Source organism: Trabulsiella odontotermitis (assembly GCF_030053895.1).
GTDB classification, from domain to species: Bacteria; Pseudomonadota; Gammaproteobacteria; order Enterobacterales; family Enterobacteriaceae; genus Trabulsiella; species Trabulsiella odontotermitis_C.
The window spans coordinates 4,154,510-4,167,362 of sequence record NZ_CP125781.1 but is presented as its reverse complement, the minus strand read 5'-3'; the positions used below and the strand labels follow the sequence as shown (position 1 = coordinate 4,167,362).

The window sequence follows — 12,853 nt, the reverse complement described above, 5'->3', positions numbered from 1 at the left end:
CTGGCATGACATCCCAACAAATTGATCCCGCCACTGCGTGGCAGGCCCGCTACGGGGAGGTTGCCACCCGACCGTTGCCGCCCGTTCCCGCCGTCCTGGCGGCGCTGCTGGCGCACCGCTCGGTGCGCGCCTACACCGATCAGCCGGTCGACGACGAGGCGCTTGAACTCGCCATCGCCGCCGCGCAATCGGCCTCCAGTTCGTCCAACCTGCAGCCATGGAGCGTGATCGCCGTGCGCGACCCCGCGCGGCGGGCGCGGCTGGCCGAGCTGGCAGGCGGCCAGCGGCACGTGGCCGAGGCCCCGCTGTTCCTGGCCTGGGTCGCCGACTGGTCGCGGCTGCGCCGGCTCGGTGCCGCGCAAGGCGTGGCGACCGACGGTATCGACTACCTGGAGAGCTACACCGTCGGTGTGGTCGACACCGCGCTGGCCGCGCAGAACGCCGTGGTCGCCTTCGAGGCCCAGGGGCTGGGCATCGTCTATATCGGCGGCATGCGCAACCAGCCGGAGGCGGCCGCCGCCGAACTGGGCCTGCCGCAGGACAGCTTCGTGGTGTTCGGCATGTGCGTGGGCCATCCCGATCAGGCCCGCCCGGCCGAGATCAAGCCGCGCCTGGCGCAGGCGGCGGTGCTGCACCGCGAGCACTACGACGCCGCGGGCGAGGCGGTCGCGGTGGGGCATTACGACCCGCTGATGCGCCGCTTCCAGCAGGACCAGCAACGCGACGACCGGCCCTGGTCGCAGACGTCATTGCAGCGCGTCGGCAGTGCCGAAGCGTTGATGGGCCGCCACCGCCTGCGCGAGGCCCTGAACGCGCTCGGCTTCGCCCTGCGCTGAAACCCACCGCGTCCGGCTCGTGTCGAGCCGAACGCAACTTGTTCGTTCACTGCTGCAAGGAGTCATAGCTATGGCCTACGCCACCACCAACCCCTACACCGGCGAAGTCGTCAAGACCTTCCCCGACGCTACCGACGCCGAAGTCTCCCAGGCCATCGGCGCCGCCCATGAAGCCTTCCTGGCCTGGCGCGAGCGCTCGTTCGAAGAGCGCGGTGCGATCCTGCAGCGCGCCGCCGACCTGCTGCGCGAGAATGCCGAGGCGCATGCGGGGCTGCTGACCCTGGAGATGGGCAAGATCACCGCCGAAGCGCTGGCCGAGGTCGAGCTGTCCGCGCGCATCTTTGAGTACTACGTGAAGCACGCCGAAGCCCTGCTGGCACCGGAGAAATTGCCGGTGGCCGATCCGGCCGAAGGCGACGCGCTGCTGGTGCACGAGCCGCTGGGCGTGATCCTGGCGATCGAGCCGTGGAATTTCCCCTACTACCAGATCGCCCGCATCCTGGCTCCGCAGCTGGCCGCTGGCAATACCTTGTTGCTCAAGCACGCCGCCAACGTGCCGCAGAGCGCGGACGCCTTCGAGAAACTGATGCTCGACGCGGGCTTGCCGCAAGGCGCCTTCAAGAACCTCTACGCCACGCGCCAGCAGATCGAGACCATCATCAACGATCCGCGCGTGCACGGCGTGGCCTTGACCGGCTCGGAGGGTGCCGGCGCAGTGGTCGCCGCCCAGGCCGGCAAGGCGCTGAAGAAGTCGACGCTGGAACTGGGGGGCGCCGACGCCTTCGTGGTACTGGCCGACGCCGAACTGGACAAGACCGTGAAGTGGGCGGTGTTCGGTCGCCACTGGAATGCCGGCCAGGTCTGCGTGTCCTCCAAGCGCATCATCCTGGTCGAGGCCATCTACGACGAGTTCCTGCGCCGCTACACCGAGGGCGTGGCCGCGCTCAAGGCGGGCGACCCCTTCGATGCGGCAACCACCCTGGCGCCATTGTCCTCGCAGAAAGCCGCCGACGACATCAAGGAGCAGATTCGTCAAGCTGTCGCCCACGGCGCTACCGCCACTGAGGTCGGACCCAAGGTGCCGACCCAAGGCGCCTTCGTGCAGCCGACCATCCTCACCGGCGTGACCCCGGACAACCCAGCCTACTACTGGGAGTTCTTCGGGCCGGTGTCGCTGATCTACCGCGCCGCCGATGAGGAAGAGGCGATCGCCATCGCCAACGACTCGCCGTTCGGCCTGGGTGGCTCGGTGTTCACCGCCGACGCCAAACATGGCGCGGAAGTCGCCAAGCGCATCTCCACCGGCATGGTGTTCGTCAACCACCCGACCATGGCCAAGGCCGACCTGCCGTTCGGCGGAGTGCGCCGCTCCGGCTACGGCCGCGAGCTGCTAGGCCTGGGCCTGAAGGAGTTCGTCAACCACAAGCTGATCGACGTGGTCGATATCGACGCGCCGTTCTGATGCGGGCCGGCCGGCGGCCAGTCGCTCCCGCTCTCATCGCGGGAACGATTGGCGGCGCCCAACCCCGTTCTGCTCACAACATGAAGGAAAACATCTTGAGCAACCGAAGCCTTTTCCGGCCCTTGCAACTCGGCAGCTACACACTGAAGAATCGTATCGTGCTGCCGCCGTTGACCCGGCAACGCAGCACCCAGCCCGGCAATGCCGCCAATGAGCTGATGGCCACTTATTACCAGCAGCGCGCCGGTGCCGGCCTGCTGATCAGCGAGGGCACCCAGATCGAGCCGCGCGGCGAGGGCTATGCCTGGACCCCGGGCATCTACAGCCCGGCCCAGGTCGAGGGCTGGCGCAAGGTCACCGAGGCCGTACACGCCGAAGGCGGGATCATCTTCGCCCAGCTCTGGCACGTCGGTCGCGTCTCCCACAGCGCGCTGCAGCCGGGGGGCGCGGCCCCCGTCGCTCCCTCTGCGATCCCGGCCGACCGGGTCAGCGTGTTCATAGAGACTGCCCCCGGCGCCGGTACCCTGGTGCCGCCGTCAGTGCCGCGCGCCCTGAGCACCGCCGAAGTCAAGGAGCTGGTGCAGCTCTATGCCCAGGCTGCCCGCAACGCGCTGGACGCCGGCTTCGACGGCGTGGAGATCCACGCCGCCAATGGCTACCTAGTTAACCAGTTCATCTCCGCCCGTACCAACCAGCGCGACGACGAGTATGGTGGCTCGCTGGACAACCGCCTGCGTTTTCTGCGCGAGGTGGTCCAGGCGGTGGCCGGCGTGGTCGGCCCGCAGCGCCTGGGCGTGCGCTTCTCGCCGCTGTTCACCACGACCGATGAGGATCGCGTCTACCTGGGCCTGGTCGAGGACGATCCGCACGCGACCTACATCGCTGCCGCCAGGGTGCTGGAGGAGGCGGGAATCGGCTATGTCTCGATCGCCGAGGCCGACTGGGACAACGCCCCGGAACTGCCCGAGGACTTTCGTCGCGACCTGCGCCAGACGTTCAGCGGACGCATCATCGTCGCCGGTCGCTACACCGCCGAGCGCGGCGAGCGCCTGCTTGAGGCGGGGCTGGCCGATCTGATCGCCTTTGGTCGCCCGTTCATCGCCAACCCTGATCTGCCGGCGCGCATCGCGCACGGCTGGCCGCTCAATGCGCTGAACCCCGCCACCATGTATGGCGGCGGTACGGCAGGCTACACGGATTATCCGGTCCACGCCGGCTAGCCGGCGCGCGTCGCATCACCCACCGGGCAGCCATGGCCGCCCTCACCACAGAGGACATCGCGATGGAATACAAGACGCTGGGGAACACCGGCTTGCTGGTCTCTTCGCTGTGCCTGGGCACGATGACTTTCGGCGACGGCCAGGGCATCTTCCGGCACATCGGCAGCGCCGGCCAGGACGAGGCCGACGCGATAGTCAAGGCTGCCGTCGACGGCGGGATCAACTTCTTCGACACCGCCGATGCCTATTCGGCCGGCAGCAGCGAGCAGGTGCTTGGCCAGTCGCTGCGCAACCTCGGCATCGCCCGCAAGGATGTGGTGCTGGCGACCAAGGGCTATACCCGCACCGGCCCCGGGCGCAACGATGTGGGCGCTTCGCGCGGCCACATCCTCGATGCGGTGGAGGCCAGCCTGCGGCGCCTGCAGACCGATCACATCGACCTTTACCAGATCCATGCCAACGATCCGGTCACGCCTATCGAGGAAACCCTGCGCGCGCTCGATGACCTGGTGCGCCAGGGCAAGGTCCGCTACGTCGGCGTCTCCAACTGGCAGGCGTGGAAGATCGCCCGCGCGCTGGGCGTCTCCGAAGCGCGCAACCTGGCCCGCTTCGATACCCTGCAGGCGTACTACTCGATTGCCGGGCGCGACATCGAACGCGAACTCGTACCGCTGCTGCAGGCCGAGAAGATCGGGCTGCTGGTGTGGAGTCCACTGGCCGGCGGGCTGCTCTCGGGCAAGTTCGACCGCGAGCACCAGAAGCCGGAAGGCGCGCGTCGCTCGGAGTTCGACTTCCCGTTCGTCGACAAGGAACGGGCCTGGAACGTCGTCGAGGCGATGAAACCGATAGCTGCGGCGCACGGCTGCAGTGTCGCCCGCGTCGCGCTGGCCTGGCTGCTGTCGCGGCCGGTGGTGACCTCGGTGATCGTCGGCGCCCGGCGCCTGGAGCAGTTGCACGACAATCTTGCCGCCGTCGAACTGGCGCTGAGCGAGGTGGAGCTGACCGCGCTTGATGCGGCCAGCGCCTTGCTGCGCGAGTACCCCGGCTGGGTGCTGGAAGTGCAGAACGCGGATCGGCTCGGCCCCGTGGACCGCTGGTCCGGCCTTTCTTCCTGAAATTCGTCGCGGACCACTCCGGTCCGCTCTTTTCCGATCCCTTGACCCTTAGGAGTTGACATCATGAAGATTTTCTACAAGACCCGCGCCACCGCCGTCGGCGGCCGTTCCGGACGCACCACGCTGGACGATGGCAGCCTTGCGCTGGACATGTCCCAGCCCGGTTCCGGCAAGGCTGGCGCCAACCCCGAACAGCTTTTCGCCATGGGCTACGCCGCCTGCTTCGACAACGCGTTGCCGGTGGCGGCCAAGCAATTGAAGCTGGCACCCACCGCCACCAGGACCTCGGTCGAGGTCGGCATCGGCCAGACCGCCGAGGGCGGCTATGCCCTGGACATCGACCTCTACGTGGAAGTCCAGGGCCTTAGCGAAGCCGACGCGCACAAGCTGGTAGAGACCACCCACCAGGTCTGCCCGTACTCCAACGCCACCCGCGGCAACGTCGACGTGCGCCTGCACACCAGCGTCGCCTGAAACACATCAAACCCAAGGAGAAACACCATGACAGTAAAAGCCTATGGCACCCACGCCGCTGACACGCCGCTGGCGGCGCTCGACATTGTTCGCCGCGAGCCGGGGCCGCACGACGTCAAGATCGACATCGCCTACTGCGGCGTCTGCCATTCCGACCTGCACCAGGCCCGCAACGAGTGGGCCAACACGCTGTACCCCTGCGTGCCCGGGCACGAAATCGTCGGCCACGTTTCGGCCATCGGCAGTGCGGTGACCAAGTTCAAGATCGGCGACACGGTCGGCGTCGGCTGCCTGGTCGACAGTTGCCATCATTGCCCGGCCTGCGACGCGGGCCTGGAGCAGTATTGCGAGCACGGCCAGGTCTTCACCTACAATGGCCCGACGCATGATGCGCCCGGCCACACCCTGGGCGGCTATTCGCAGCAGATCGTAGTCAAGGACGACTTCGTCCTGAAGGTTTCGCACCCCGAGGCGCAACTGGCCGCCGTGGCGCCGCTGTTGTGCGCCGGCGTCACCACCTGGTCGCCGTTGCGCCACTGGAAGGTCGGTCCTGGCCAGAAAGTGGGCATCGTGGGTATCGGCGGGCTTGGCCACATGGGCATCAAGCTGGCACATGCCCTGGGCGCACACACCGTGGCCTTCACCACCAGCGAGAGCAAGCGCGCCGCTGCGCTGGAACTGGGCGCCGACGAAGTCATTGTCTCGCGTAACGCTGAAGAGATGGCGGCGCACGCCAACAGTTTCGACTTCATCCTCAACACGGTCGCAGCCAGCCACGACCTCGACGCCTTCACTGGCCTGCTCAAACTCGACGGCACCATGACCCTGGTCGGCGTACCCGAGCACCCGCACCCGTCGCCGAGCATCGCCAATCTCATCTTCAAGCGCCGCAGCATCGCCGGCTCGCTGATCGGCGGCATCGCCGAGACCCAGGAGATGCTCGACTTCTGCGCCGAGAAAGGCATCGTCGCCGAGATCGAGATGATCGCCATCCAGCAGATCAACGACGCCTACGAGCGCATGCTCAAGAGCGACGTGAAGTACCGCTTCGTGATCGACAGCGCGAGCCTGGCCGCCGCCTGAGGCGAAACAGCCTAACCGTTGCGGGCCGCTTCCCGGCGAGGCGGCCCGCGTGTTGAAGCAGGAGATTCAAGATGAAAGTCATTGTCATACGCGCGCCCGGCGGACTCGACCGCCTCGAAGTACGCGACCTGCCTGATCCCGGCCAGCCGGGGCCAGGGCAGATCCGAGTGAAGCTACACGCCAGTTCGCTCAATTTCCATGACCTGCTGGTGGCCAACGGCGGCTTTCCCGCCGCCGACGAGCGGGTGCTGCTGTCCGACGCCGCCGGCGTGGTCGAGGCGGTGGGCGAAGGCGTCACGGAATTCAAGCCCGGCGACCACGTGGTCTCCGTCTTCTTCCCGCACTGGGCCGATGGCCTGCCGTTCGGCAGTGTTGGCAACTTCCAGGGCACGCCCGGCGACGGCATCGACGGCTACGCCACCGAGGTCGCGGTGCGCGCGGCCACCGATTTCACCCTGGCGCCGCGCGGCTGGAGCCATGCCGAGGCGGCAACCATCACCACCGCCGGGCTGACGGCATGGCGCGCGCTGGTGGCCGACGGCCCGCTCAAGGCCGGCGAGAGCGTGCTGGTGCTGGGCAGCGGAGGGGTCTCGGTGGCGGCGTTGCAGATCGCCAAGGCGATGGGCGCGAGCGTGATTGCCACCTCCTCATCGGATGAGAAGCTCGAACGCCTGCGCGCGCTCGGCGCCGACCACCTGATCAACTACCGGCAGACGCCGGAGTGGGGCACACGGGTGTTGGAGATCACCGGTGGGCGCGGCGTCGATCACGTGCTGGAGGTCGGCGGCCCGGGCACGCTGGCGCAGTCCATCCGCGCGGTGCGCGTGGGCGGCCACATCGCGCTGATCGGCGTGCTGACCGGACACGCCGGCGAGGTGCCGACCACCGTGCTGATGGCAAAGCAGGCGCGGCTTCAAGGCCTGATCGTCGGCAGCCGGCGCCTGCAACAGGAATACATCGCGGCGATGGAACAGACCGGCATCCGCCCGGTGATCGACCGCAGCTTCCCGCTGGAACAGCTCGCCGAGGCCTTCCGCTTCCAGGAAAGCGGCCGCCATTTCGGCAAGGTCGTGGTGGAGATCTGAGCGCGTGGACCACCGGCGCCCGACCGATGGCGCGGTGCTGACGACGATCCGCCTGATGGGCCTCTTCATCGCGCCCGACGGCACAATTGCCGAATGGCGCGATTATTTTCCGTTTCACGCCGCCCGCTTGGGGCGGCATGAGCGCACCGAACGGTGAGTGCCCGGACATACCACAAGAAAGGAGCATGACATGAAAGCAGCCATCTACGAACAACCTGGAAATCCCTCCGTCCTGCATCTGGCCGAGGTTCCGGACCCGGTCGCGGGCGACGACGACCTGCTCATCCGCGTCGAGGCCATCAGCATTGAAGGTGGCGATCTCATCGGGCGCCGCAGCAGCACCTCGTCCGGCCCGAGCGACATCCTTGGCTACGCCGCCGCTGGCGAAATCTTGCAGGTGGGTCGGTCGGTGACCGGCTTCAAGGTCGGCCAGAAGGTCACAGGGTTCAATTTCAAGGGATCGCACGCCGAACTGCGCGCCGTGCCCGCGGCGACCAGCTGGCTCGTGCCGGATGGCCTCGACATCAAGGTCGCGGCGGCGATCCCGTCGGGTCCGGGCACCGCCGCCTACACGCTGCAACTGGGGGCGCTCAGGTCGGGCGAGACCGTGCTGATCCAGGGCGCGGCGGGCGGCGTGGGGCTGGCCGCCGTCCAGCTCGCGGCCAGGGCGGGCGCGCGGGTCATCGGCACCGGCACGCGTGCAGACACGCTGGAGGAACTCCGCGCATACGGGCTCTCCGACGCCATCGTCACCACCGACCAGCCCGCCAGCGACCAGATCCGCGCGCTGCTCGGCGGCAACAAGGTCGACCTTCTGATCGACAATATCGGCGGGCCGGCGCTGGTCGATGGCCTCCAGGCCGTGAGGGACGGCGGACGCGCCATCATCGTGGGCGTGTTCGGTGGCCGCAACCAGCCGATCGACGCGGGGCATCTTCTGGTCCATCGGCAAACGGTGATCGGCTGCCTGCTCGGCCCCGTCATGGGCGAGCCCGAGGTCCATGCACTGATCGACGATCTGCTCCAGCAGGCCCTGCGCGGCGAGATCAAGGTGCCGATCGACGCGACCTTCGCACTTGCCGACGCGGCGGCCGCTCATCGACGGGCAGAAGAGCGCGGCCGCATCGGCCGCGTGGTCATGGTGCCTTGAATGCGATGTCCGGGCTGTCACGATAGATCCGGCAGCCCAAACCCGGGAGAAAGATATGAGCAAGGTCTTCATCATCGGCGCGGCGGGCAAGGTCGGGAGCCGCCTGACCCGGCTGCTGGCCGCGCGAGGCCATCGGCCCATCGCGATGCACCGCCACCCGGATCAGGCCGACGAGCTTGCCGCGCTGGGCGCAACGCCGGTGGCCGGCGACCTGACCGGGCTGGACGCTGACGCGCTGGCCTCGCTGCTGTCCGGCAGCGACGCGGTGGTGTTCACTGCCGGCGCGGGCGGCAAGGGCGGGCCGCAGCGCACCGATGCCATCGACGGACGCGGTCTGGAACTGGCCGTCGCGGCGGCGCAGGCGGCAGGCATCCGGCGTTTCCTGCTGGTATCGGCCTTTCCCGAGGCCGGCCGCGGAAGGCACGTCTCGGATACCTTCGAGAACTACATGAAGGTGAAGAAACAGGCCGACGTATATCTGGCGCAGAGTGGTCTGGACTGGGTCATCCTGCGTCCGGGCACGCTGGTGGATACCGCGGGCACCGGCAGGATCACCGCCGGACCGGCGATCCCCTATGGCGACGTGCCGAGAGACGACGTGGCGGCGACGCTCGCCGAACTGATCGATCAACCCACAATCAACCGGGCCATCATCGAGCTGACCCAGGGCACTGCCCCGGTACGCGACGCACTGGCCGCGCTCGCGCGGCAGGAATAGCCCAACGTCCATGGAGATCGGCAGCCTCGCCCAAGGCGATCTTGCCGCCTTCACCACCGACCCGCAGAGATAGATAAGGAATCGAACCCATGTCAAACCAGCTCTCGCAGAAACCGACCGAGGACACCGAGGTCACCCGGATCATCAACCGCCTGCTCGGCACCTACTGGAGCTGTGTAGAGACATTAAAGTTGTATCCTTTAACCTGAAAAAGACTTTAAAGTTGTAAACTTTTAAAAAAAACACATACAAAACATGATACTAAGTGTGTATCACACGCTGTTCCAACATTATGCCTTGATGTTCTTGCAGGAACTGCAATTTACAGGAGGAAAAAGGTGTTTTTGTAGTTATCTGGCGTTACGTGACAGTGTTGGTCAGATACTTCCACCTCTTCAGAGTTAAAGTTTGATATATGGGAAAAAAACGCTCCCGGACGGGAGCGTAAGCCAGTGACTTCGGCGTCAAATGAGGGTCTAACAAGTGGAGCTGCGGGTTAATTCTGGGTGATCTGGCTGCGATGCTTTTCAGCCTGCTGCTGATGAATAACGGAAGATTGACCATTATTCGCCTTCTCATGCACAACAGCGGCTTTCTCATGCTCGTTCATTTCGGAAAATGATTTTGCTGTTTCGTTAGAAGCTGCTGGCTTGGATTTCATCATTTTTTTATGCATTTCAGCCATGTCCTGATGGGCAGCAGAATTGCCGTTTTGCATCATTTCATGGGACATTGCGGCCTGATCGTGACCGCTCATATCCATCATTTTCATGCTCTCCCCCTGAACTGCACTTTTTTCAGCGGATGATTGCATCTGATGGGCAGGCGCCTGGGCATTATTTACCTGGTCATGCATGTTCATTGTCTCTGCAGCCCAGGCAGATGAAGCGACAGCCATCATGGCAATAAAGGATACAAGGATCTTTTTCATGGTTGGGTCTCCGGTGTTTTCATACCCGAACAATCAATGCTTATAACAGAGAAAGCATTTGATCTCAGGGCTGGTTGATCATCACGCCAGGAACCGGGCGATTGAATTATGGAAGGTGCGAACAAGTTCCTGATATGAGATCATCATATTCATCCGGAGCGCATCCCAGAGGGACATCATGAGCCATCAACTCACCTTCGCCGATAGTGAATTCAGCACTAAGCGCCGTCAGACCCGAAAAGAGATTTTCCTCTCCCGCATGGAGCAGATTCTGCCATGGCAAAACATGGTGGAAGTCATCGAGCCGTTTTATCCCAAGGCGGGCAATGGCCGACGGCCCTATCCGCTGGAGACCATGCTGCGTATTCACTGCATGCAGCATTGGTACAACCTGAGCGACGGTGCCATGGAAGATGCCCTGTACGAAATCGCCTCCATGCGCCTGTTTGCCCGATTATCCCTGGATAGCGCCCTGCCGGATCGCACCACCATCATGAATTTCCGCCACCTGCTCGAGCAGCATCAACTGGCCCGTCAATTGTTCAAGACCATCAATCGCTGGCTGGCCGAAGCAGGCGTCATGATGACCCAAGGCACTTTGGTGGATGCCACCATCATTGAGGCACCCAGCTCTACCAAGAACAAAGAGCAGCAACGCGATCCGGAGATGCATCAGACCAAGAAAGGCAATCAGTGGCACTTTGGCATGAAGGCCCACATTGGTGTCGATGCCAAGAGTGGCCTGACCCACAGCCTAGTCACCACCGCGGCCAACGAGCATGACCTCAATCAGCTGGGTAATCTGCTTCATGGAGAGGAGCAATTTGTCTCAGCCGATGCCGGCTACCAAGGAGCGCCACAGCGCGAGGAGCTGGCCGAGGTGGATGTGGACTGGCTGATCGCCGAGCGTCCCGGCAAGGTAAAAACCTTGAAGCAGCATCCGCGCAAGAACAAAACGGCCATCAACATCGAATACATGAAAGCCAGCATCCGTGCCAGGGTGGAGCACCCGTTTCGCATCATCAAGCGGCAGTTCGGCTTCGTGAAAGCCAGATACAAAGGGCTGCTGAAAAACGATAACCAACTGGCGATGTTATTCACCCTGGCCAACCTGTTTCGGGTGGACCAAATGATACGTCAGTGGGAGAGATCTCAGTAAAAACCGGAAATAACGCCAGAAATGGTGGAAAAAATAGCCTAAATAGGCTGATTCGATGTGTTTGCGGGAAAAAAATCGGCCCAGATCCGCGAAATTTTAATCAGCGAGTCAGCTTGGGAAGAAATGACCTGCTTATTCGCACCTTCCCTAAACAAACGCTCAAAACCCACACTTGCAGGGTTGGCCTCCAGTCGGGCATAAGTTTGCTGTGTTACACCCAAACGTTCAGAAACATCTCTTTGCGTCAGTCCATTGGCTTTGCGAAAGCCGATTAAAACAGGACGCAACTGATTCAAGGTCTTCAAAGCGTATTGAGTGTTCATAAGTGATCTTCCGTATCGACGGGTTAACAAGCACAACGAATGGATTTACAGCAGATAAGCTGTAATACTCATTAACAGACTATAGGCTGTAATACGCCTCTTGCCAAGATTCGGCATCTTTCAAAAACAAGGCCGTGTTGAGTAAGCAGTACTGGTATCTAGCACCCCTGACCACTTTGCTTGAGAGTGACCCAGTGACATTTATCGTGATCGTAGGTCTTTTAGACGTTGTTGCTAACCGGCATCATACTCAGGTGGTAACCCCCAGGGATACTCGGGAAGTGATAATTTATTCCCGCCCTAATCAAAATATATAACCCTATCTTATTAGCTTTCTTAGTAGTTTATAAATGAAGTAAAAATTAGCGAAGAAGCTTTACATTAAAAAGTGAGCAAAAATTTTTACCATTGAACCGGCAAAATTTGCAATCTGCGGCTTTTAGCCTGAGAAAATCCACATTAACAGAATAATCATCAAGTCCAACAGAGGCATAACTTACGTCCTCGAATAAATCGGTAATAAATGAGTTGAAATTACAAAAATTAACCTCACTCAATATCCTGAACACCGCAGAAATATAACTACTATGCATTATCCTGACTTCAATAACCTTTAATAAACTAGAATGCGATTTACTTTTAAAGAGGTCAAAGAGAAAGTAAACCAGCTCATTTTTATTGTCAGAAATCCATTTTAAAATTTTATCCCTGGCACATGGCAATAAATACACTGGAGTTTTGAAAGGATTTGAAATGTCAACCACAAGGGAACAATAACCATGAGGATTTATTCCACTTATAATTAAGTCACTAAGTCCTTTCACTGCATCCAAATAGTTGTCAAAACAAACCTCATATAAACAGGTACTATGAGCTGCACATTTAGATTCAAACAACCATCTATGACGAAGATAACCAATGCCTTTAGAGTGTATATCTTCAATAATACATTTATGGCAGTAACGAATCTTTGAGATGTTTACCAATGGATATGAATTAGTTATGTGTAAATTATTTCGACAGGCATCTTCAACAGCGTTGAAATACCCGTAAACACCAGAAGATAACGACACTATATTGGAAGTTAGTATATAACCATTTCTTGTGGCAAGAATGTCATATATATCCTGCAAACTATGCAATTTGTACATATCAATCAGTTCGAGCCGAGGAAAGGCATCGTACCTTAGTTCACCATGCTTAGATATTATGTTCCTGCAATTGGATAAGTTATACATTATCTGTGAACGCAGAAGAAAACTGTGCCACAATTCATTTTCGTAAACCATATCACTCC

General features: G+C 61.4%; 13 protein-coding genes and 1 pseudogene. 11 read left to right on the top strand and 3 right to left on the bottom strand.

Annotation, left to right across the window (positions count from 1 at the left end):
- Positions 1-5 precede the first annotated feature (5 nt).
- From QMG90_RS19780 to QMG90_RS19735, 10 genes are all read left to right on the top strand, one after another.
- Positions 6-836 carry an NADPH-dependent oxidoreductase gene (locus tag QMG90_RS19780; RefSeq protein WP_023102499.1) on the top strand — a complete coding sequence of 277 codons (831 nt, stop codon included), beginning with the start codon at positions 6-8 and terminating at the stop codon, positions 834-836.
- Between the two features lie 70 nt (positions 837-906).
- Positions 907-2,298, top strand: coding sequence for an NAD-dependent succinate-semialdehyde dehydrogenase (locus QMG90_RS19775; RefSeq protein ID WP_023102500.1), 1,392 nt, complete (start codon positions 907-909; stop codon positions 2,296-2,298).
- An 80-nt stretch (positions 2,299-2,378) separates the two neighbouring features.
- On the top strand, positions 2,379-3,518 hold the full coding sequence (locus QMG90_RS19770; protein ID WP_023112348.1) for an alkene reductase: 1,140 nt from the start codon (positions 2,379-2,381) through the stop codon (positions 3,516-3,518).
- Between the two features lie 62 nt (positions 3,519-3,580).
- The gene (locus QMG90_RS19765; RefSeq protein WP_043086373.1) at positions 3,581-4,633 is read left to right on the top strand and encodes an aldo/keto reductase; all 1,053 of its coding nucleotides are present in this window, start codon (positions 3,581-3,583) and stop codon (positions 4,631-4,633) included.
- Positions 4,634-4,696: 63 nt separating this feature from the next.
- Positions 4,697-5,107, top strand: coding sequence for an organic hydroperoxide resistance protein (locus QMG90_RS19760; RefSeq protein WP_063977413.1), 411 nt, complete (start codon positions 4,697-4,699; stop codon positions 5,105-5,107).
- Between the two features lie 27 nt (positions 5,108-5,134).
- Positions 5,135-6,190, top strand: a complete 1,056-nt coding sequence (locus QMG90_RS19755; RefSeq protein ID WP_023102505.1) for an NAD(P)-dependent alcohol dehydrogenase — start codon at positions 5,135-5,137, stop codon at positions 6,188-6,190.
- 71 nt (positions 6,191-6,261) lie between these two features.
- Entirely contained in the window at positions 6,262-7,275 is a 1,014-nt protein-coding gene (locus QMG90_RS19750; protein ID WP_023102506.1) for a zinc-dependent alcohol dehydrogenase family protein, read from the top strand.
- A gap of 4 nt (positions 7,276-7,279) precedes the next feature.
- On the top strand, positions 7,280-7,432 hold the full coding sequence (locus tag QMG90_RS19745; RefSeq protein WP_158443159.1) for a nuclear transport factor 2 family protein: 153 nt from the start codon (positions 7,280-7,282) through the stop codon (positions 7,430-7,432).
- Positions 7,433-7,465: 33 nt separating this feature from the next.
- Positions 7,466-8,425 carry a quinone oxidoreductase family protein gene (locus QMG90_RS19740; protein WP_023102507.1) on the top strand — a complete coding sequence of 320 codons (960 nt, stop codon included), beginning with the start codon at positions 7,466-7,468 and terminating at the stop codon, positions 8,423-8,425.
- Positions 8,426-8,480: 55 nt separating this feature from the next.
- A complete protein-coding gene (locus QMG90_RS19735) occupies positions 8,481-9,143 on the top strand; it encodes an SDR family oxidoreductase (protein WP_023102508.1) in 663 nt (220 codons plus the stop codon).
- Between the two features lie 496 nt (positions 9,144-9,639).
- Here the strand turns inward: QMG90_RS19735 and pcoE are convergent, their stop codons facing one another.
- Positions 9,640-10,074 (bottom strand): copper resistance system metallochaperone PcoE, encoded by a 435-nt coding sequence (pcoE, locus tag QMG90_RS19730; protein ID WP_004388336.1) that lies wholly within the window; start codon positions 10,072-10,074, stop codon positions 9,640-9,642.
- Between the two features lie 178 nt (positions 10,075-10,252).
- Here pcoE and QMG90_RS19725 point away from each other — a divergent pair, with 178 nt between their 5' ends.
- Positions 10,253-11,233: an IS5-like element ISKpn26 family transposase gene (locus QMG90_RS19725; RefSeq protein ID WP_000019473.1), complete on the top strand. Its 981-nt coding sequence runs from the start codon at positions 10,253-10,255 to the stop codon at positions 11,231-11,233.
- A 146-nt stretch (positions 11,234-11,379) separates the two neighbouring features.
- On the opposite strand, the pseudogene QMG90_RS19720 reads toward QMG90_RS19725, so the two are convergent.
- Both QMG90_RS19720 and QMG90_RS19715 read right to left on the bottom strand, forming a co-directional pair.
- A pseudogene (locus tag QMG90_RS19720) lies at positions 11,380-11,556 on the bottom strand (helix-turn-helix domain-containing protein); the annotation flags it as partial.
- Between the two features lie 362 nt (positions 11,557-11,918).
- Positions 11,919-12,845, bottom strand: coding sequence for a hypothetical protein (locus QMG90_RS19715; RefSeq protein ID WP_000262426.1), 927 nt, complete (start codon positions 12,843-12,845; stop codon positions 11,919-11,921).
- Positions 12,846-12,853 lie beyond the last annotated feature (8 nt).